General features: G+C 66.6%; 19 protein-coding genes. 12 read left to right on the top strand and 7 right to left on the bottom strand.

Annotated elements, in window-relative coordinates:
- The first annotated feature begins 125 nt into the window (after positions 1-125).
- From A4H34_RS01055 to purL, 6 genes are all read left to right on the top strand, one after another.
- On the top strand, positions 126-332 hold the full coding sequence (locus A4H34_RS01055; RefSeq protein ID WP_064230778.1) for a hypothetical protein: 207 nt from the start codon (positions 126-128) through the stop codon (positions 330-332).
- Positions 333-384: 52 nt separating this feature from the next.
- Positions 385-1,791, top strand: coding sequence for a phosphoribosylamine--glycine ligase (gene purD / locus A4H34_RS01050; RefSeq protein ID WP_064230777.1), 1,407 nt, complete (start codon positions 385-387; stop codon positions 1,789-1,791).
- Positions 1,792-2,154: 363 nt separating this feature from the next.
- Complete coding sequence (locus A4H34_RS01045; protein WP_064230776.1) at positions 2,155-3,063, top strand: phosphoribosylaminoimidazolesuccinocarboxamide synthase; 909 nt, start codon at positions 2,155-2,157, stop codon at positions 3,061-3,063.
- Positions 3,064-3,197: 134 nt separating this feature from the next.
- On the top strand, positions 3,198-3,455 hold the full coding sequence (locus A4H34_RS01040; protein WP_064230775.1) for a phosphoribosylformylglycinamidine synthase subunit PurS: 258 nt from the start codon (positions 3,198-3,200) through the stop codon (positions 3,453-3,455).
- Positions 3,452-4,144, top strand: a complete 693-nt coding sequence (gene purQ / locus A4H34_RS01035; protein WP_064230774.1) for a phosphoribosylformylglycinamidine synthase subunit PurQ — start codon at positions 3,452-3,454, stop codon at positions 4,142-4,144. Before A4H34_RS01040 ends, purQ begins: the two co-directional genes overlap by 4 nt.
- Before the next feature lie 89 nt (positions 4,145-4,233).
- Complete coding sequence (purL, locus tag A4H34_RS01030) at positions 4,234-6,726, top strand: phosphoribosylformylglycinamidine synthase subunit PurL (protein WP_064230773.1); 2,493 nt, start codon at positions 4,234-4,236, stop codon at positions 6,724-6,726.
- A 115-nt stretch (positions 6,727-6,841) separates the two neighbouring features.
- On the opposite strand, the gene A4H34_RS01025 is transcribed toward purL, so the two are convergent.
- Both A4H34_RS01025 and A4H34_RS01020 read right to left on the bottom strand, forming a co-directional pair.
- Positions 6,842-7,315, bottom strand: coding sequence for a hypothetical protein (locus A4H34_RS01025; RefSeq protein WP_064230772.1), 474 nt, complete (start codon positions 7,313-7,315; stop codon positions 6,842-6,844).
- Positions 7,316-7,423: 108 nt separating this feature from the next.
- Entirely contained in the window at positions 7,424-7,750 is a 327-nt protein-coding gene (locus A4H34_RS01020; RefSeq protein ID WP_156510197.1) for a hypothetical protein, read from the bottom strand.
- A gap of 43 nt (positions 7,751-7,793) precedes the next feature.
- Between A4H34_RS01020 and A4H34_RS01015 the strand changes: the two genes are divergently transcribed.
- Together A4H34_RS01015 and A4H34_RS01010 are read left to right on the top strand one after the other, a co-directional pair.
- Positions 7,794-8,051: a hypothetical protein gene (locus tag A4H34_RS01015; protein ID WP_064230770.1), complete on the top strand. Its 258-nt coding sequence runs from the start codon at positions 7,794-7,796 to the stop codon at positions 8,049-8,051.
- A gap of 128 nt (positions 8,052-8,179) precedes the next feature.
- Positions 8,180-8,719: a GNAT family N-acetyltransferase gene (locus A4H34_RS01010; protein ID WP_064230769.1), complete on the top strand. Its 540-nt coding sequence runs from the start codon at positions 8,180-8,182 to the stop codon at positions 8,717-8,719.
- Between the two features lie 118 nt (positions 8,720-8,837).
- On the opposite strand, the gene A4H34_RS01005 is transcribed toward A4H34_RS01010, so the two are convergent.
- From A4H34_RS01005 to A4H34_RS00990, 4 genes are all read right to left on the bottom strand, one after another.
- Entirely contained in the window at positions 8,838-10,175 is a 1,338-nt protein-coding gene (locus A4H34_RS01005; RefSeq protein ID WP_064230768.1) for an alpha-amylase family protein, read from the bottom strand.
- A 218-nt stretch (positions 10,176-10,393) separates the two neighbouring features.
- Positions 10,394-11,041, bottom strand: coding sequence for a class II aldolase/adducin family protein (locus tag A4H34_RS01000; RefSeq protein WP_064230767.1), 648 nt, complete (start codon positions 11,039-11,041; stop codon positions 10,394-10,396).
- A 6-nt stretch (positions 11,042-11,047) separates the two neighbouring features.
- Positions 11,048-12,262, bottom strand: coding sequence for a 2-hydroxyacid dehydrogenase (locus A4H34_RS00995; RefSeq protein WP_009198351.1), 1,215 nt, complete (start codon positions 12,260-12,262; stop codon positions 11,048-11,050).
- Positions 12,259-13,869 (bottom strand): FGGY family carbohydrate kinase, encoded by a 1,611-nt coding sequence (locus A4H34_RS00990; RefSeq protein ID WP_064231630.1) that lies wholly within the window; start codon positions 13,867-13,869, stop codon positions 12,259-12,261. Before A4H34_RS00990 ends, A4H34_RS00995 begins: the two co-directional genes overlap by 4 nt.
- Before the next feature lie 275 nt (positions 13,870-14,144).
- On the opposite strand from A4H34_RS00990, the gene A4H34_RS00985 reads away from it, so the two are divergent.
- A complete protein-coding gene (locus tag A4H34_RS00985; RefSeq protein ID WP_156510196.1) occupies positions 14,145-15,059 on the top strand; it encodes a DeoR/GlpR family DNA-binding transcription regulator in 915 nt (304 codons plus the stop codon).
- The gene (locus A4H34_RS00980; RefSeq protein ID WP_231870907.1) at positions 15,056-15,664 is read left to right on the top strand and encodes a TetR/AcrR family transcriptional regulator; all 609 of its coding nucleotides are present in this window, start codon (positions 15,056-15,058) and stop codon (positions 15,662-15,664) included. The genes A4H34_RS00985 and A4H34_RS00980 overlap by 4 nt, the downstream gene beginning before the upstream one ends.
- 122 nt (positions 15,665-15,786) lie before the next feature.
- On the opposite strand, the gene A4H34_RS00975 is transcribed toward A4H34_RS00980, so the two are convergent.
- The gene (locus A4H34_RS00975; protein ID WP_009198355.1) at positions 15,787-16,644 is read right to left on the bottom strand and encodes a TetR/AcrR family transcriptional regulator; all 858 of its coding nucleotides are present in this window, start codon (positions 16,642-16,644) and stop codon (positions 15,787-15,789) included.
- Between the two features lie 212 nt (positions 16,645-16,856).
- On the opposite strand from A4H34_RS00975, the gene A4H34_RS00970 reads away from it, so the two are divergent.
- Positions 16,857-17,525, top strand: a complete 669-nt coding sequence (locus A4H34_RS00970; protein ID WP_064230766.1) for a TetR/AcrR family transcriptional regulator — start codon at positions 16,857-16,859, stop codon at positions 17,523-17,525.
- Positions 17,522-18,811, top strand: a complete 1,290-nt coding sequence (locus tag A4H34_RS00965; RefSeq protein WP_064230765.1) for an MFS transporter — start codon at positions 17,522-17,524, stop codon at positions 18,809-18,811. Before A4H34_RS00970 ends, A4H34_RS00965 begins: the two co-directional genes overlap by 4 nt.
- Positions 18,812-18,814: the final 3 nt, after the last annotated feature.

The raw sequence follows: 18,814 nt of genomic DNA, 5'->3' as shown, positions 1-18,814 counted from the left end.
ATAGTCTGATTGGCGTTTCGCGATCGTACCATCTTCAAACTGTCTCTTTTCTTCTATAAACATCCTTTCTCTTCCATGAACCTCCTTTTTCTTTTCGCGGAGGCGATTTGTTGGATTGATCTGGGATGAAGGGCGAGGACGGCGAGTTTCCGGGGAACGCCGGCGGAGGGCTTGTCGTCTGGAAAGGCTTGTCGTCTGGAAACGGTTCGTCTTTCGGGAAGGCGTCGTCGTTTGGGAAAAACCCGATGTTCAGGAGGGATTCGCCGTTCGGGGGAGGGGCGTCGTTCAGGAGGGATTCGCCGTTCGGAGGAGAGGCATCGTTCAGAATGTGACACGTCCGGCGTCAAATCGTCGTTGTTGCGCAACCTGGCTTAGGGTTGTTCCGTGAACATACTCATACTCGGGTCGGGAGGCCGCGAGCACGCCATCGCCCGTTCTCTTCGCAGCGACGACGACGTCCTCTACATCGCCCCGGGGAACCCCGGGATGGCCCCATTGGGAACGCTCGTCGACCTCGACATCCTCGACGGGGCGGCCGTGGCCGCATTCGCTCGCAGCAAGGGGATCGACCTCGTCGTCGTCGGTCCGGAGGCTCCGTTGGTCGCTGGCGTGGCCGACGCCGTGCGCGAGGCGGGCATCGACATTTTCGGCCCCTCGCGGGAAGCCGCACGCCTGGAAGGCTCGAAGGCGTTCGCCAAGGAGGTCATGGCCAGCGCGGGCGTGCAGACGGCGCGATCGCGGCTGTGCACGAGCCTTGGAGAAGTGGAAGCGGCCCTTGACGCTTTCGGCGCGCCCCACGTGGTCAAAGACGACGGGTTGGCCGCGGGCAAGGGAGTCGTCGTGACGGATGACAGAGACGCCGCCCTCGCCCACGCCCAGGGGTGCCTGGCCAAGCCCGAGGGGAAGGCGCTGATCGAGGAGTTCCTCGACGGGCCCGAGGTCTCCCTTTTCTGTCTGTGCGACGGACGCGTCGCCCTTCCTCTGGAGCCCGCGCAGGACTATAAGCGGGCGTACGACGGCGGCAAGGGGCCCAATACCGGCGGCATGGGATCCTACTCGCCGCTCCCGTGGGCCGACCCGGGGCTGGCCGACGCCGTCGTCGCCGAGGTCGCCCAGCCGGTCGTAGACGAAATGGCGCGGCGCGGAACGCCCTTCGTCGGCGTGCTCTACTGCGGCTTGGCGTTGACCTCCGAGGGCGTGAAAGTGGTGGAGTTCAACGTGCGTTTCGGCGACCCCGAGACGCAGTCGGTGCTGGCGCGGCTGGTCACCCCCCTCGCCGGCCTTTTGCGGGATGCGGCGAGGGGCGAGCTGGGGCCGGTTCTCGGAGAGCCTGAAAGGGCCGGGGGCGAGTCTGCGGCAGGCCGGGGCGAGCCGCGAGAGGAAAAGGGAGGACAGCCGAGTCGAGGCGGCTCGGAGCTGAATGGAGACGAACGGGAAGCGGCGGCGGAGGGCGAAGAGAAGCCCGGCAGCAGGCATGGACTTCGCCGCCTCGAATGGCTTCCCGACGCCGCAGTCACCGTGGTCTTGGCGGCGCCCGGCTATCCCGGGCCGGTGCATGCGGGCGACCCCGTCGAGGGCTTGGGCGCGGCTGAAAGCGTGCCCGGCGCGCACGTCGTCCACGCGGGAACGAAGGAATCGGACGGAGCCGTTGTGTCCGCCGGAGGCCGAGTGTTGGCGTGCGTCGGAATGGGAAAGGACGTGGCCGCCGCGCGCGCCGCGGCCTACGCAGCTATCTCGGAGATCCGGCTGAAAGGGGCGCATTTCCGCACCGACGTCGCCGCGGGAATGTGACCGTCGTGCGCCCGCGAATCAGCCCCTCCGCTTCGACGTCGAAAACATCGGGCAAAATCACTGGATAACGGCTAAACTGTGGGTGTATTGTTGAAATTGCATTCGCAACGTGGCGATGGGCTCGGCGTCGACCCGGGTTGGACTTCGCGCTTCCGGCGGTGTGTTCAATGCCCCTTACGGTCATTGGCACACGAGGGTGCGAAATCGACTGATTGGGACTTTGCGCCGGTTTGACGCGTAAGCGTGGTTCGACGTCGTCGTCGCGGGCAAAAACGGTTATCTCAACCTATGGACAAGAGGCAGGTAGCCGTGATCCAATACGTGGAAAGAACTACTGTGGTACACGAGGGAGTGAGAACACAGATGATTGGAATCGGTGCAAGAAACCTGCCCGGGTGGACGCACGTGTACTCGGGCAAAGTTCGCGATGTCTACGTTCCGTCGGGCGTGGACGCACACAACGGCGAGGATGCTTACCTAATCGTCGCCTCTGATCGGATCAGCGCCTACGACTATGTTCTTCCCACCGAGATTCCGGACAAGGGGAGAATACTCACCCAGCTGTCGCTGTGGTGGTTCGAGCAGCTCTCCGATCTCACCCCCAACCACGTCATATCGACGAACGTCCCTGCGGCCGTCGAAGGGCGTGCAATGATCACCCGCCGCCTCAAGATTTTCCCCGTCGAATGCGTAGTGCGCGGCTACCTGACGGGATCCGGCATGGCCGAATACAAGCGCCGCGGAACCGTGTGCGGCGTCGCCCTCCCTCCGGGCATCAGGGAGGCGGAGCGCCTCGACCGGCCGATCTTCACGCCGACGACGAAGGCCAGGCTCGGCGACCACGACCAAAGCATCACCTTTGCCGACACCGCCGCGCGGGTGGGAGAGGGCGTGGCCCGCGAGCTTCGGGCGAAGTCGATTGCGACGTACGCGAGGGCTCGCGAGATCGCCGCGGAGCGGGGCATCATCATTGCCGACACGAAGTTCGAGTTCGGCGTTTCCCCCGACGCCGGCTCGGAGGAGATCATCCTCGGCGACGAAGTGCTCACCCCGGACTCTTCGCGGTTCTGGATCGCGAATGTCTACGAGCCGGGAAGGTCCCAGCACTCGCTCGACAAGCAATTCGTCCGCGACTGGCTGAGCTCGGAGGAATCGGGGTGGGACGTGAGTTCCGGCACGCATCCGCCTGCGTTGCCCGACGAGGTGGTTGACAAGACCCACGAGCGTTATGTGCAGATCTACGAGCATCTGACCGGCAGCCGCTGGTCGTGACGGGGCGAGGTCGGAGAACGGCCAGGCGAACCCGCCGCTCGGATTTCGGAAAATCATGCGCGAAAGCGCCTCGTGCCCATATCATGGACATGAGGCGCCGCATGGCGTCCGATTTGTGAGACAGGAGGAAGCCCTTGGGGCGGATCATCGTCGAAGTCATGCCGAAGCCTGAAATTCTCGACCCGCAGGGCAAGGCCGTGCGCGGAGCCTTCCTTCGGCACGGAGTGGACGTCTTCACGGACGTGCGGCAGGGCAAGCGTTTCCAGCTTTCCGTGAAGGGGGCGGTGACTGAGGGGCATCTGGAGTCCGCACGCGAACTCGCTGCGACGAGCCTTTCCAACCCGATCATCGAGGACGTCGTTGCCGTCTACGCTGCGGAGGACGAGCGGTGAAGATCGGCGTGGTCACGTTCCCCGGAACGTTGGACGACGGCGACGCCGCGCGCGCCGTTCGATTGGCCGGAGGCGAGCCCGTCGCTCTGTGGTACGCCTCGGACGACGTCGGGGAAGTCGATGCGATCGTGCTGCCCGGGGGCTTTTCCTACGGCGACTACCTCAGATGCGGGGCCATAGCCGCGCTGACCCCCGTCATGTCGGCCGTCGTCGAGGCGGCGGGCAAGGGCGTTCCCGTGCTGGGGATCTGCAACGGATTCCAGATTCTGTGCGAGGCGCACCTGCTGCCCGGGGCGCTGGTCCGCAACGAGGGGCAGCGTTTCGTCTGCCGCGAGCAAAAGCTTGCGGTCGAGAACGCGGACACGCCGTGGACCTCCGGTTTCACGAGGGGGCAGGTCATCACGATTCCCTTGAAGAACGGCGAAGGGTGCTTCCAGGCCGACGCCGAAACCGTCGCTCGCCTTGAAGGCGAGGGGCGCGTGGCCTTCCGATACGTTGGAGTCAACCCCAACGGGTCGGTCGACGACATCGCGGGCGTCGTCTCCGAGTCGGGGAACGTCGTCGGGCTCATGCCTCACCCGGAGCACGCCGTCGAATCGGGTTTCGGCCCGGGCGGCGCCGACGGGCTCCGTTCGGGAACCGACGGGCTGACCTTTTTCACATCCGCCCTCGAATCGGTTCTCGCATAGCGGCGCGAAGGGCCGCGAATCCAGCGCTCACATTTCGGGACGCCGCCCCGCCCAAGGGATGCGACGCTCCCCTCGGAACAGGAGAATCCATGGCTTCGGCCGAGCACCGCAACGAAAGCTATGACACCGTCGAGAAAGCCGCGGCGACCTCCGAGCAGCCCATGCCCTGGGCCGAACTCGGCCTCAAAGAGGACGAATACGCGAGCATCAGGCAGATCCTCGGCAGGCGTCCCACGGCCGCCGAGCTCGCCATGTACTCGGTGATGTGGTCAGAGCACTGCTCGTACAAATCCTCGAAGATCCACCTCAAGCAATTCGGCAGCAAGCTCACGCCCGAGATGCGCGAGCACCTGCTCGTCGGCATGGGCGAGAACGCCGGAGTCGTGGACATCGGCGACGGCTGGGCCGTGACGTTCAAAGTGGAGTCGCACAATCACCCGAGCTTCGTCGAGCCGTATCAGGGGGCGGCCACCGGCGTGGGCGGCATCGTGCGAGACATTGTCTCCATGGGAGCCCGGCCCGTAGCGGTCATGGACCAGCTGCGCTTCGGCGACGTCGGCCACGCGGACACGGCCCGCGTGGTGCACGGCGTCGTCGCCGGCGTCGGCGGATACGGCAACTGCCTCGGGCTGCCGAACATCGGCGGGGAGACAGAATTCGACGCGTCCTACCAGGAGAATCCGCTCGTCAACGCCCTGTGCGCAGGCGTGCTGCGCCACGGCGACGTCCACCTCGCCAACGCTTCGGGCGAAGGCAACAAGGTGGTGCTCTTCGGGGCGCGCACCGGCGGCGACGGCATCGGCGGCGCGTCGATCCTGGCCTCCGAGGCCTTCGAGGACGGCATGCCCGCCAAACGGCCCTCGGTGCAGGTGGGCGACCCGTTCATGGAAAAGGTCCTCATCGAATGCTGCCTCGAGCTCTTCGCCGGGGGCCTCGTCTTGGGAATCCAAGACCTCGGCGCGGCCGGAATTTCCTGCGCCACGAGCGAGCTCGCCTCCAACGGCGACGGCGGCATGCACGTGGACCTCGAAAACGTTCTTCTGCGCGACCCCACGCTCACCGCCGGGGAAATCCTCATGAGCGAATCGCAGGAGCGGATGATGGCCGTCGTCGCCCCGGACAGGCTCGACGCGTTCATGGACGTCGTCGGCAAGTGGGAGGTCGAGGCCGCCGTCATCGGGACCGTCAACGCCTCGGGACGGCTGACGATCGACCACCACGGGCACAGGATCGTCGACGTCGACCCGAGGTCCGTCGCCCACGAAGGCCCTGCATACGAGCGGCCGTACGCCCGCCCGCAGTGGCAGGACGCGCTCAACGCCGACGGCGCGGACGGGCTCTCCCGCCCCGGTTCGCCGGCCGAGCTGCGCGAGCACATCCTGCGCGTGCTCACCGATCCGAATCAGGCGGGCGCGGGCTGGGTGACCGATCAGTATGACAGGTTCGTCCGCGGAAACACGGCCCTTTCCCAGCCTGACGACGCCGGAGTGATCCGCGTCGACGAGGAGACCGGGCGGGGCATCGCGATTTCTGCCGACGCCAACGGGCGCTACACGAAGCTCGACCCGTACGAGGGCGCCCGCCAGGCGCTGGCCGAGGCGTACCGCAACGTCTGCACCGTGGGCGCGAAGCCTCTGGCGGTCACCGACTGCCTGAACTTCGGATCGCCGGAGGACCCGGACGCCATGTGGCAGCTCGTCCAGGCGATCACCGGGCTCGCGGATGCCTGCAGGGAGATGGGCGTGCCCGTGACCGGCGGAAACGTCTCGCTCTACAATTCGCACGGCAAGGAGAAAGGCCGCGTCGATTCGTCGATCAACCCGACGCCCGTCGTCGGCGTCCTCGGAGTCATGGACGACGTGCGCACCGCCGTGCCGTCCGGCTGGCGGGAGGACGGCCTCGTCGTCGTGCTGCTCGGCCGCACCCGCGACGAGCTCGACGGCTCCGCCTGGGCGCGCGCGATCCACGGGCATCTCGGCGGGCGGCCGCCGAAGGCGGACCTTCAGGCGGAAATGGCGTTAGGGCGCGTGCTCCTCGCATTGCACGACGCCGACACCGGCGACCTCGGCCCCATCTTGGCCGCGGCGCACGACGTTTCCAACGGGGGCCTCGTCCAGGCGCTCGCGGACATGTCCGTGCGGGCGGGGGTCGGCGCGTCTGTCGATCTGACGGATCTGGCCTCCCGCGAAGGAATCGACAATTTCACCGCGCTTTTCTCGGAGACGCAGGCCCGCGCGGTGCTCGCCGTCCCCGAAGGCTACCTCGACCTCGTGCTGCGCGCGGCCGAGGCCGAAGGCGTCGCGGCCGTGCGTTTGGGGACGACGGGCGGGGAGCTGCTTGCGATCCAGCTTGCCGCCGAGCGGTGGGCCGCAGCCGACGGGGCCGAATGGTCTGCTGAAGCTTCTGTCGATGCGCCTGCCAAGGCAGACGCCGCTGGCGGGGCTGTGGCGTCACGCGTCGCTGACTCGCAGCTCGGGCCGGAGACCGGCGGTCCGGCGGGAAGCTCCGACGAGGTCCTGGTGTTCGACGTCGCCGAAGTGGCTGCCGCGTCCGACGCCGTGCTGCGCAGTCTCTTCGATTGAGCCGTCCTACTTCGGATCGGTTCCGCGTGGATTCGGCCCGATCGCGCGGCTCGCCAACGACAAGCACCTTGCTGCACGATGCAGAGCCCGCCCCGGTCCCGAGATCGTTCGCGCTTCAAAGCCGTTCATGGACGGACTTGATTTTGTCCCGTAGGTCGGCGCTCGCTGCAGCCACGGACAATGCAAAAAGGGCGGGAGAAAGTGGAAGCTTCACGGTCCAGTCGTTCCACCTCGATACGTAGATTGCTAGAGGAACCGTGGCGGCAAGGGCCAAGGCATTGGCGACTACCGACAGGATTGAGCACGCGATGGTGGTTCGATCCGCCAAAGTCGCGATTGCGAGGATGTATGCGCAAGGAATCAGTATGCACAACGGCCGTTCGGTGAGCGACAGAAGATAGCCTTCGATATCGGCTTCGGCGGGACGGTAGGAGGTGTGGTTGTCGAGCCAGTGGGCTTGAATCAACACGGCTGCGGTGGCCAAGGTCAGGAGAATGAGCACAAGCAATGCTGGCTTGACTTTGATTTTCGATGAAGACTTCAGCTTTGAGTCGCTGTAGTAATCGAAGACATCCGGTTCACCGGTCATCGGGCTGCTCCTTCGGTGTTTTTGCCTGTGTGCGCTTGAAATGCGACTCATATGGTGTGCGTCGCCGGGTCCACGCCCAGCCTATCGGCTTTCAGCCGCTGTTTGCGTTCAAATGGCCTTGATCTTCTTCCTCAAGTCTGCGCCTGCGCCGACCAGAGCTGTCGCGAAAGAGACGGGCACAGGGAATGCGACAGCGAATGCGTCGGCTCCGTACCGCGAGAGCACAACGAAGGCAGTGGGAAGCGTACAGGCAAGTGCCAACGCGTTGACTGTCACGGACGCGATCGAGGATGCGACGGCGGTCTGGCGGGCAAGCGCGGCGGTCGCCGTGGCGTACGCGCAGGGAATCAAAGCCAGCAGCGCCCAGCCGGTTATGAATATGACGAAAAGCTCGGCGACCTGACCGCTGATGCATTGGGGTGGGCTTGAGAGCAATACGAAAACGTCTCCCGAGATCCCGCCATCCAGCACGAGAGCCGTGAACTTTACCGTGTACGAGGACGATACGCTCGGAACGTTTGAAAGGACCGCGGCGGCCGCGGGAATTGAGAAGAGCGTGGCAGCCGAAGCTCCCGTAAACAGAAACAGCGGTGCGGCCGCCGACTTCTTCCTCGCCGCCGCGACGATTCTGCTCGTACTCCTCGCGGCGATCTGGATTCTTGTTAGCCGTGGAAAGGCGATCGGGCAGAGACATTTGCCGTCCCCGTGCGTGACCTCATTGATACTGTGGGTTTAAGTCAGAGCTCCCTAGGGGGTCAATGGTTGAATGTAAAAAGATATGTTGTTTAGGCGGAGCCGTTTAGAGCTTGCGGCCTCGGCCTGCCGGCTAAAATCTGGAGAACAAACGCCTCGGAAAGGAGTGCTATGCAGCTTACCCTCGTCCGCCCGGCGGGACTCCGCCTCCGCCCGGCAAGTCTCGGTGGGCGCACCGGCGTGCCGGAAGAAGACCGTCTGCGCGCCGAACCGCCGGAGCGCGCCGAAGGCGTCGACATCCGCCCGATTTCGCGAGATTCCGAATCGATCGAGAGGATTGGGCGCCTGTACTTTCGCTCATATCCCGACGGCGAGGTCGGGACGTGCGAAGAGGCCGTCGCCGACATCGAAGCTGCGAGCGCCGGCGAGTACGGCGCGTGGGTCCCCGATGCGTGCCTGGTCGCAGAGGAGGGCGGGGAGCCGGTCGGCGCCATCCTGGTGACCGACAAGCCGCCGTGGGACGACGTCGAAGGTCTGACCTTCGTCGTCGATCTCTTCGTTGCCCCCGACAAGCGCGGACGGGGGATCGGAGACGCGCTCGTCGGCGCTGCGCTGGCCGCGGTCGGCGGCCGCGAAGTCGGCCTGCGCGTGGAGAGCGAGAACGCCGCTGCGCGCAGAATCTACGAGAGGCACGGCTTCGCTGCGCGGTGAGCGGCGGACCAACGGTTCGAGCCCCGAGCCCGCGGGATCGGGCAAGGCGGGCTGCCGTATTTTCTCTCGGGTCGCGACGCGTCGCCACGCGGATTAGCGCTCCCACTCGCCGTTTTGATCAGGGCGCGTCGGCCGAAAGCCCGCCCTCGGGCCCGCGCCAGGCGAACAGCTCGTTGCCCGCCGCATCCGTGATCCGCACGGCGGCGCGAGGAGCAAGCTCGATTCGCACCCGCAGCGCGTCGCCCGCGTTCGCGTGGCCGCTGTTTGTTAGGACGCCGTTCGCGTGGCCGCCGTTCGCTCGGCCCGCGCCGTCCCGGCCCCGGTCCGTCTGGCCCTCGCGCCCGCCCTCGCCGCTCGGCCGCACCTCGTATTCGATCCAGGAGTTGTCCTTGGCCAGCACGGCGGCCTCGCCGCGGGCGATCCACGGGTGACGCCGCCGCAAGCCGATGAGATCCTGGTAAAGGCGGTACATCCACGGCCTGTCGCCCTCGCCCGGCTCGGGAGGCAGGGCAGGCCGGAGTTCGTCGTCGGCCGTGGCCCCCTCGCCCTTGTCGCCGCGCACGCCGCGTTCGTCGCCGTAGTAAATCGAGGGCATCCCGGGCAGGGTGAAAAGCATGGCGGCCGCCAGCGCCGCCCCCGCTTCGCCTACCTGCGAGGCTATGCGCGTAACGTCGTGATTCCCGACGAAGGTCTGAGGAACGAAGCCCCTGCAAAGCTCGGCCTGCCGATCGAGGGCCCAGGCCAGCTCCCAGAAATTGACGTCCTTGATCGAACTCCAGATCGCCTTCCACAGCTCGTACTGCGTGACCGTGTCCAGGCGGCCGTCGGCGACGATCTGCGCGTAGTCCCCGTGGATCACCTCCCCTAAGAAAAGCGCGTTCGGGAACTCGCCGCGCACGCGGCCGATCGTCTCGGCCCAGAAGCGCGGAGGCACGGCGTAGGCGACGTCGAGGCGCCACCCGGCGATCCCCTTGCGCAGCCAGTGAAGCATGATGTCAGCGACGAAATCGACGACGGCGGGTTTGGAATGGTCGAGCGTGAGAAGCTCGCTGTGCCCCTCCCAGCACGCCAGGCCGCCGTCGGGCAGGCGAAGCGCAAGCTCCTCGGCGCGCGGGTGAGTGGCCGCGACGTGGTTGAAAACGCCGTCGAGCATGACGTTGAGTCCGCGTTCGCGGCACGCCGCCATGAAAGCCTCGAAATCCTCCTCGGAGCCCAGGCGTCGGTCGATCGCCATGTGGTCGAGGGTGTCGTAGCCGTGGGAGGCCGATTCGAAGATCGGGCCCAGGAGAACGCCGGAGCATCCGAGCTCCACCGCGTAGTCGAGCCAGGGGACCAGCCTCAGGAGCCGATGCTCGCCCGGATCGGCCGCCTCTCGCGCCTGATCGCCGCGGATCGGAGCGCCCGCGGCTCCGAGGGGGTAGACGTGCCACCAGATGGCGTCGTCGAGCAAAGACATTCGAATTCCTTTCACGGCATCGTGGCTTCGGACGAACGGACTGCTCCGCCGAGCCCCTTGTTGAGTGACGCTCAATAACGAAATTGAGTATATGCCTCAACGGCGGCGAATGGAAGCGAACCCGCCGCGGAGGCAAAAACGGCCGAGCCCGGGAAGCATGGGCTCGGCCGCAGAGCGTCGGATCGGCGCGCCCGCTGCGGGCGCCTAGGCCGGCCCGGTCACTCCTTGTTCGGCTGCCTGCCGTAGTCGGCGATGGCGGCCTTGGCGTCGGCCATCTGCTCGGGCGAAAGCAGCGCGACGGGGGCGCCCGTCGCCATGGCCCGGAGGTGGATTTCGCAGACGTACTCCAGGATCGGAAGGAGGCCCGCCGCCTTCTTCACGGTAGGCCCGATCGTGATGGCGCCGTGGTTCTTCATCAGCGCCCCGCTGCGGCCCTTCAGAGCGTCGGTCACGTTTCGCGCGAGCTCGTCCGTGCCGAACTCCGCGTACGGGGCGACCCGGATGATCCCGCCGAGCATCGCCGAATAGTAGTGGGACGGCGGGATCTCGTCGACCACCAGCCCGAGAGCCGTCGAGGCCGGCGCGTGATTGTGCGTGATCGCCTTCGCGGCCGTTTCGCGATAGACGCTCAGATGGAGGGGAAGCTCGGAGGACGGCTCGAGGACACCGTCCACGCGTTCCCCGTCCATCGAAAAGACGACGACATCCTCGGCCGTCATCGTTTCGTAGGGCACGCCCGACGGCGAGATCGCGATCTTGTCATCGACGCGGATCGAGACGTTTCCGGCGGTGCCGACGATCAATCCGTTGCTCTGCATGAACAGGCAGGTCTCGACGACGTCGCGGCGTTCTTTCTCTAAAAGCATGATGGCCTACTTTCCGAATGCTTGGTCATTGTCTTCGGACGTTTTGGGGTCGGCTTCCGGAGCAGCCGCGCCGGTTCCAGACGATGCCTCGCCTGCCTCCGGCCCAGCTGCGCCGACCTTTGGCGTCTTCCCGTCGGTTTCGGACGGCGCAGTGCCGGTTCCAGACGGCGCCCCGCCGGCTTGGAACAGGCGTGCTCGGGCCCCGAGCGCCTCCGGATTGGCGAGGTGGAGGGGCCGGCGGCCGACGGCGAAGGCCGCGATGTCCTCGGCCCCGATTCGGGCGGCGATGCGCGCGGCCTCCTTCGACGCGCCCGCCAGATGCGGGGTGATCGTGACCCGCGGCGTCCTCAGGAGCCTGTGGCCCGGCGGCAGCGGCTCCTGAGGCAGCACGTCGAATCCCGCCGCGAAAAGGTGGCCGGAGTCGAGGGCGTCGCACACCGCGTCGTAGTCGACGAGTTCGCCGCGCGCGCAGTTGACGAGCACGGAGCCCTCCGGCATGAGCGCGAGCGCGTCGGCGTCGATCATCCCGCGGTTTTCGGCTGTGACTCGCGCGTGGATCGTGACGACGTCGCTGCCGGCGAGCAGCTCGCCGAGGGAATCGACGCGGGTCATCCCCTCGGCCGGCTCGTCCGCCCACGGGTCGTAGACGAGCACGCGCGCCCCGAAGGCGGCCATGACGGCGGCCACCCTCCGCCCGACCGCGCCGTATCCGACGACGCCGACGGTCGAGGAGCCGATCTCCGCGCCGACGTTGTCGAAGATGTAATAGTCCGAGCGCCACTGGCCGTCGATGACCTCCCGGTGGCGCTGGGGAATCTGCCTGAGGCTGGCGAGGATCATCCCCACGGTGTGTTCGGCCGTCGCCGTCGCGTTGCGGCCCGGAGTGTAGGAGACGAGCACCCCGGCCCGAGTCGCGGCCTCGATGTTGACGTTGACGGGGCCGCCCCGGCAGACGGTGACGAGCTTGAGCGAGGGCGAGGCCGCGACGACCTTTTCCGTGAAGGGGAAGGTGTGGGAGAAGGCGACGTCGCAGCCGTCGAGGGCTTCGATCAGCTCGTCCTCGTCGCCGGCCGCCTCGCGGACGTCGCCGATGTCCCTGAAGGGAGGGACGGGCCACGTCGAGGAGATTGAGGCCGTTTCGACGTCGGGAAGAGCGCGGGCGAGGGCGGTGCGCAGGACGGCGTCGGTCACGAAGCCGTCGGAGGCGAGGAGGACTTTCACGATTCAGCCTTTCGCGGCTTGACGTTCTCTGACCCGGTCTCTTCCGCTTCGGCGTTCTCTGACCCGGTCTCTTCTGCCTCGGCGTTCTCTGACCCCGCCTTTCCCGTGGACGAGCGGAGCTTTCGGAGCGTGCGCCAGCAGCGCCGGGCCCCCTCGCGGGCGTCGTAAAATGCCACCCGCGCCTGCGAGTAGATGTGGATGTTGTCCGGATTCGGGTCGAAGGTTTCGAGGGCCGCGCCGAGAGCCGAGGAAGCCGAGAACACATCCGGGAACGCTCCGGCCGAGACGAGGGCGAGGACCGCAGCGCCGCGGGCGCCCGCTTCGGGCGCGTCTTGTCGCAGGACCCGCTGCGCGGTGACGTCTGCGAGGATCTCGCACAGGAGGTCGGAGCGGAATCCGCCTCCGGAGACGACGATGGGGCCCGTGATGCGCAGCGCGTTGAGGCATTCGGCGAGTGAGAAGACCACGCCTTCGTAGACCGCGCGCAGAATGTCGGCGCGGGTGCTCGTCAGGCTCATTCCCTGCCATGACGCGGATGCGTTCGTGTCGAGGAAGGGTGCCCGCTCGCCGCCGGGCGAGGCGTAGGGGAGGTAGACGACCCCGTGCGAGCCGGGCCCCGCCGTTCTGGCCATTTTCTCGATCTCGCTCCACGACTGCGCCTCGAGGCCGAGGGTCGAGCGGATCCAGTCGAGGTTGGGGGTGCCGGTCATCGGCGCCATGAATTCGAGGACCTGGGTTCCCTCGCCCGTCGCCAGGACCATCGACAGGTCGGATCTGCGCTCGGCGACGCTCGGGAGGAGCGTGCCGACGAAGCCGGTGGTTCCGAGGATGAGCCAGGAGTCGCCGTCGGCGATCCTTCCCAGGCCCATTCCGGTCACGGCGACGTCGATCATCCCCACCCCGACGGGCGTTCCCGCCGGAATCCCGGTGGCCTCGGCGGCCTCTTCCGTGACGGGCGACGCTTTGCCCGCCGGGCGCCGGATCTCCGGAAGGAGTTTGAGCGCCTCGCTCAGACCGAGTTTTTCGGCCAGAGGTTCGTTGTATCCCGAGGTCGTGGCGACGTCGAGGAAGGTTCGGGACGCCTCGGTGAAATCCGTGGCGCGAACGCCCGTGAGCTTGAAGCGAATCCAGTCTTTGCAGTTGAGGTGGCTCGTCGCCCGGGCGACGGCCTCCGGTTCGGCGGCGGCAAGTTCCTCGTAGAGAACCGGGAAAAGCCCGCCGAAAACGGTTGTGCCGGTGACGTCGAGCACCGCGCGGCCGCGGCCGTCGAGGTTCCAATCGTCGACCCGGTCGGCAGCCCTGCCGTCCATCCAATTGGCTGCGGGGCGCACGGGCTCGCCGTCGGCATCGACGAGCCAGACGCCGTCGCCTTGCCCGGTCAGCCCGACGCCGACGATCCGCGATCCCCGCACCTGTTCGGCGACGCTGCGCAGGCAGGAGGCGACCGCCTCCCACAGCAGCGCCATGTCCTGCTCGCTTTCGCCGTTTGCGCCGTAGCGAACCGGGACGGATTCGTGATGGGAGGCTTTGATCTGCCCGTTCAGGTCGAAGGCGACGGCCTTGACGGCCGTCGTTCCGCCGTCGACACCTATGACGACGTCGTTCATTGACTTCTCCTCGTTGAGAACTGTGTGGCGGCGCCCGCCTACGTCGTTTCCGCGACGGGCGCCGAAGCTGTGAATCGTGCGGCTCCCGCTTTTCGCGCATCCCTCCTTGGAGCGCAAATGACCGAAGCCTGTGCGTGACGTCTACAACGTATCTGCGGCCGACGAATCTGTCAATATTTCTGAGAATTCTTTTTGAAAATTGCGTAGAATATGAAAAGTTTTCATCGAGCCGACGAGGCGTACATCAGACGGACAAAGCGAGGTGCGAGGCGGACGTGGAAGCCGAAAACCGTGCCGAGAAGCAAGCCGAAAACCGTGCCGAGGAACAAGCCGAAAGCCATGCCGAGGAGCAAGCCGAAAGCCGTGCCGGGAACCGCGCGGGCGAAGGGACTCCGCGCAGGAGGGTGGCCCCTGACAGGCGTCGCTCGCTCATCGTCGACGAGGTCCTCGCCGGCGAGGAGGTGCGAATCGAGGAGGTCGCGGAAAACTTGGGGGTCTCCGTCGTGACGGTCTATCGCGACGTTCAGATCCTCGAAGGGGCGGGCCTGATCGAGCGGTCGAAGGGGGTTCTGCGCCCCAGGGCCTCCTCCACGGCCGAACTTCCCCCGGGGATTCGCAGAACGAAGTCGCCTCGCGAAAAAGCGGCCCTGAGCCGGGCGGCGGCGAGCCTCGTCTCGCCCGGGGACGTCCTCATGATCGACGATTCGTCCACGGCTCTTCCCATGGTCGCGGAGCTGGAGTCGGTCTGCCCGCTGACCGTCGTCACGAATTCGATGGTCGTCGGCCGGGTGCTCGCCGAGTCCAAGACGGCTGAGCTCGTCCTGATCGGCGGGCGCTACCTTCCGTGGGCGGACGCGTTCTACGGGAGCTTGGCCACCTCGTTCGTCGAGGGAGTTCGCGCCGACCTGTGCGTCATGTCCGACGCCGCCGTGTGGGGCGACGGCGTGTACAACCCGGTGGACGTCGTCGTCGAACTCAAACGCGCGATGCTCAGGCAGTCCTCGCGCCGTGTCCTCCTGGTCGACAGCACGAAGTTCGAGCGGCGGGCCTGGCAGAAAACGGCTCCTCTGAAGGCGTTCGACACCATCCTCGTCGACGGACGGACGAGGGGCGAGCATGTGGACATGCTGCGGTCCGGGGGTGCGGAGGTCGTCGTCGTGCCCGTCGACGGCGATACGATGGGCGTGTGACGCAAGCACAGTCTCCCCGACGCCGCCGGATGTCCACGCAGGAACGCCGGAAGGCGATGCTCGCCGGGGCAAGCCGGGCCTTCGCCGCCGCGCCCTACTCGGAGGTGACGACGGCGGGCCTCGCCGAGTGCTGCGAGGCCTCCGAGGGGTTGATTTTCCACTATTTCGGCTCGAAGGCGGGGTTGTACGCCGCCGTCGTCGGCGAGGCGATCGACAGGCTCGGCCGCGCTCAGACGGAGGCGGTAGAGCTGCTCGGCCCGTCGGTCAGCGTGAGGGACAAGGTCCGCGCCGGCTTGGAGGTCTACCTCGAACACATCCGCACCCATCCGGAGGCGTGGGCCGCGCCGCTCCTGGGCGGGCGCGAGCCGCCCGAGGCGATCGAAGTTCGCGCGCGAGCGCGCGAATCCTACGTCGAGGCCCTGTCGCAGACTCTTGGCGTCTCCGGCTGGAAACGGCACGTCTACGCGGTTTCCGGGTACTTCGGTTTCCTCGACGGCGCCTGCTTGGCCTGGGTGCGCGACGGCTGCCCGGAGGCGGACCGCTACGCCCTGATCGACGCCGCGCTCGGTGCCCTCGAAGGCGCGCTGGGCGACTGGCGGGTGTGATTCGCCCGGCGGGGCAGCGGGGCGCGAACCGTTCGGCGCGCTGCAGCGCCCCTTGAGGCGGGCCGTGTTTTGGCTGGTGTGGAGGCGGCGTCTCAGTTACGCTTCGTCCGCAGGCCCTTCGGTTATGCTTCCTCCGTCGGCCCTTCGGTGCCGTTGTGCGGTTTTCCGGCGTCGGCAGCCGAGCTGCCGCCCTCGCGGGGAGCCTCGCCTGCGTCTCCGAGTATCTGCGAAAACAGCCTGCTGGCGGTGGCGCGCACCTCTTCGGAGCCGAGCATCGTGCCCGCAACGCTCGAAAGCACGTTGATGGAGAGGGCCGCGTAGGCGGCGTCGCCGTCTTCCTCCGTGGCCTGGCTTCTGCCTTTGCTGCGGGCGATGAGCTCGGCCACCCCGTCCTTTGTCTTGGACAGCATCGCCCCCAGCTCCTCGCGGGACTCGGGGTGGCGGACGGCGTAGATCCACGACTCCATATTGATAAGGAGGATCTCCCTCTCCGACTCGGAATAGTCGCCGGCGCAAAGGAAGTCGGGCATCCGGTTGGCCTGCCGATACTCATCCATGAGCTCGTCCTGCTGCCTTTCAAGATCGCGCAGAACCGTGAGGAAAAGCGCCGCCTTCGAAGGGAAGTTGGCATAGAGGGCGCCCTTTGTGAATCCGGCTTCGGCGGCTATGTCCGCCACGGCGGCGCCCTCGTACCCCTTCTTGGCGAAGACGCGCCGCGCCGCGCCAATGATCTCCGCGCGGGTGCGCTCGGCCTTGGTTTGGCCTTGTTTGCCGCGGTCGCGGATGCTTTCTGCGGTCGACTCGATCTTCGCCGCGGCCGAGGAGAGCTGCTCGGACGTCTTGCGCAGCGTGCCCGAGAGGTTCTTGCCCGTCTCCTTCGTCACTGCGCGGGTGAGATTGCTCAGGGCTGCGGTGAGCGCCCTCGTCGCCGAGGCGAGGTCGTGCTGCTCTTCGTCCGAATTGTCCTTCTCCGTGGCCATGGATCCACAGTACCGCAACGGCCGGGCAGATCCTTGGGCAAAGGCGTGACGTCCCATGCGAATTCCCCAGATCTCGTGCGGATTCCCAGATCCCTGTGCGGATTCCCCACGTGAGCGCTTGACAGAAGGAAACCTCGTAAGCCTATGATTAGACCGACAGTCGGTCGGTTGATCGAAGCGAGAAAAGTTCGCATAGAAAGCGAGGAAGAGACATGGTTCGCGTAAGCAAGCCCGCGGCTCAGCGCAAAGGCGAGATCCTCGACGCCGCGCAGACCCTGTTCGTCACGAAGGGGTATCAGGCGACGACGATCGAGGACATCTTGAAGGCGGTGGGCATCGCCAAGGGAACCCTTTACCATCATTTTTCCGGAAAGGAGGAGGTCCTCAGGGGCTTGGTCAGGCGCACGGTCGATCAGGCGGTCGAACGCGCGAGGGCGATGGCCGCAAGCGATCTGTCCGCCCTCGAGAAGCTCGGCGCCGTCGCGGCTTCGGCTCAGGTGGAGGGCCAGTCCGCCGAGCTCGTCGAGGAATTCCACGCCCAGGACAACTCTGAGTTCCATCTCCTGTCGATTGTGGAGATGGTCAAGGGGCTGACCCCGGTCCTCGTCGACGTCGTCTCCGAAGGCGTGGAGGAGGGGGTCTTTGCCACCGACGACCCCCTCGGAACCGTCGAGGTTCTGCTGACTGCAGGCGGGTTCCTGCTCGACGTCGGAGTATTCGGCGGCGACGCGGCGGAGGTTGGCCGGCGCGCCGAGGCGGTCATGCGCGCGGCGGAAATCCTGCTCGGCTGCCCCGAAGGCGCTTTGAGCGCCCTCGGCGGAGGGCAAAGCGGCAAGAGGCAAGACGGCAAGGGGCAAAGCAGCGAGGAGCGAGAGCGGTGAAGTACTTCTCGATTCTTTTTGCGGGGGCGTTCGTCAACTCCGTCGGCACGGGTCTGAGCGCATTCGCTTTGGCGATCTACATGTTCCAAACCTACGGTACGGCCTCCTCGGTGATGCTCGTCGAGCTGTGCTCTTTCGCCCCGATCGTTCTGTTCGCCCCGATTGCGGGCGTTCTGGCGGACCGCTTCGACCGGCGGATCATGATGATCCTCGGCGACGGCGGCTCCGTGGGCGGCCTGCTCATCGTCATCGCCGCGGTTTCCTCCGATCGCCCCGACATCAAGCTCATCTGCCTCGGCATCGTCGCCTCCTCGTGCTTTGCCGCCCTCACCGAGCCCGCGCTGCGCGCGAGCGTCAGCGACTTCGTGGGGCCGGACGGATACGTGCGGGCGTCCGGGATGCTCCAGCTCGCCGCCTCGTCGAAGTACCTCATCTCGCCGCTGTTGGCCGGATTCCTGCTTCCCGCGGTCGGGCTTCGGGCGCTGCTCCTAGTTGACGCGAGCACCTGCTTGGTCACGGTTGGCTGCAGCCTCGTCGTCCGCAAAGCTGCCGGAAGCACGAGTGGGGGTGCTGAGGAAGAGGGATTTATGTCCCAGCTGCTGGCCGGCTGGCGCGCGGTGGCTTCGCGGAGAAACGTGCGCATCGTGCTCGGCCTCATGACGATGGCGGTCTTCGTCATCGGCTTCCTTCAAACTCTCCTTAAGCCGATTCTCCTGCCGTACGTGGGAACGACAACGGAGGGCACGGTCGAAACGATCGCCTCCGTGGGGATGTTCGCGGGCGCCGCGGTCGTCGGCATGGCGAAGAATGCGCGGCCGGCGGCCCTGCTTGCCGCGGGCATGCTCGGCGCGGGGGCAGCCATGACGCTTTTGCCGATTCGTCCCGTCGCCTGGTGGGCCGCTGCCGCCGGCTTCGTCCTTTTCGCTTCGCTCGCCCTGTGCAACGCGGGGGCCGAGGTGATCATCCGCTCGTCCATCCCCAACGAGCAGCAGGCTCGGGCGTGGGGGACGATCGGCATGGTCTCCCAGCTCGGGTACGTCGCGGCCTTCGTTCTCGCCGGTCCGCTGGCGGACAAGGTTTTCGAACCCCTGCTGCGCACCGACGGACCCCTGGCGGGATCGGTCGGCACGGTGTTCGGAACCGGGCAGGGGCGCGGAACCGCTCTGTTGGTGACGGCCATGGGGATCGCCCTCGTCGGCGTCGCCGCCGCGGTGCACGCCAAGCGTGCGGACATAGTCAGGGGAACCGAGGATTTCTCCGCTCATGGAAAGGCGGGCGATCACTGATGC

The sequence above is a fragment of the Peptidiphaga gingivicola genome, from assembly GCF_001652275.1.
Taxonomy (GTDB): domain Bacteria; phylum Actinomycetota; class Actinomycetes; order Actinomycetales; family Actinomycetaceae; genus Peptidiphaga; species Peptidiphaga gingivicola.
The sequence above is the reverse complement of the archived record's forward strand: the minus strand, read 5'-3'. Positions and strand labels throughout refer to the sequence as shown.

Bases quoted from the DNA above. Each gene is read 5' to 3' on its own strand.
- A4H34_RS01055 (WP_064230778.1), top strand. From the start codon at position 126: ATGAAGGGCGAGGACGGCGAGTTTCCGGGGAACGCCGGCGGAGGGCTT.
- A4H34_RS01045 (WP_064230776.1), top strand. From the start codon at position 2,155: ATGATTGGAATCGGTGCAAGAAACCTGCCCGGGTGGACGCACGTGTAC.
- purL (WP_064230773.1), top strand. From the start codon at position 4,234: ATGGCTTCGGCCGAGCACCGCAACGAAAGCTATGACACCGTCGAGAAA.
- A4H34_RS01025 (WP_064230772.1), bottom strand. From the start codon at position 7,315: ATGACCGGTGAACCGGATGTCTTCGATTACTACAGCGACTCAAAGCTG.
- A4H34_RS01010 (WP_064230769.1), top strand. From the start codon at position 8,180: ATGCAGCTTACCCTCGTCCGCCCGGCGGGACTCCGCCTCCGCCCGGCA.
- A4H34_RS01005 (WP_064230768.1), bottom strand. From the start codon at position 10,175: ATGTCTTTGCTCGACGACGCCATCTGGTGGCACGTCTACCCCCTCGGA.
- A4H34_RS01000 (WP_064230767.1), bottom strand. From the start codon at position 11,041: ATGCTTTTAGAGAAAGAACGCCGCGACGTCGTCGAGACCTGCCTGTTC.
- A4H34_RS00990 (WP_064231630.1), bottom strand. From the start codon at position 13,869: ATGAACGACGTCGTCATAGGTGTCGACGGCGGAACGACGGCCGTCAAG.
- A4H34_RS00975 (WP_009198355.1), bottom strand. From the start codon at position 16,644: ATGGCCACGGAGAAGGACAATTCGGACGAAGAGCAGCACGACCTCGCC.
- A4H34_RS00970 (WP_064230766.1), top strand. From the start codon at position 16,857: ATGGTTCGCGTAAGCAAGCCCGCGGCTCAGCGCAAAGGCGAGATCCTC.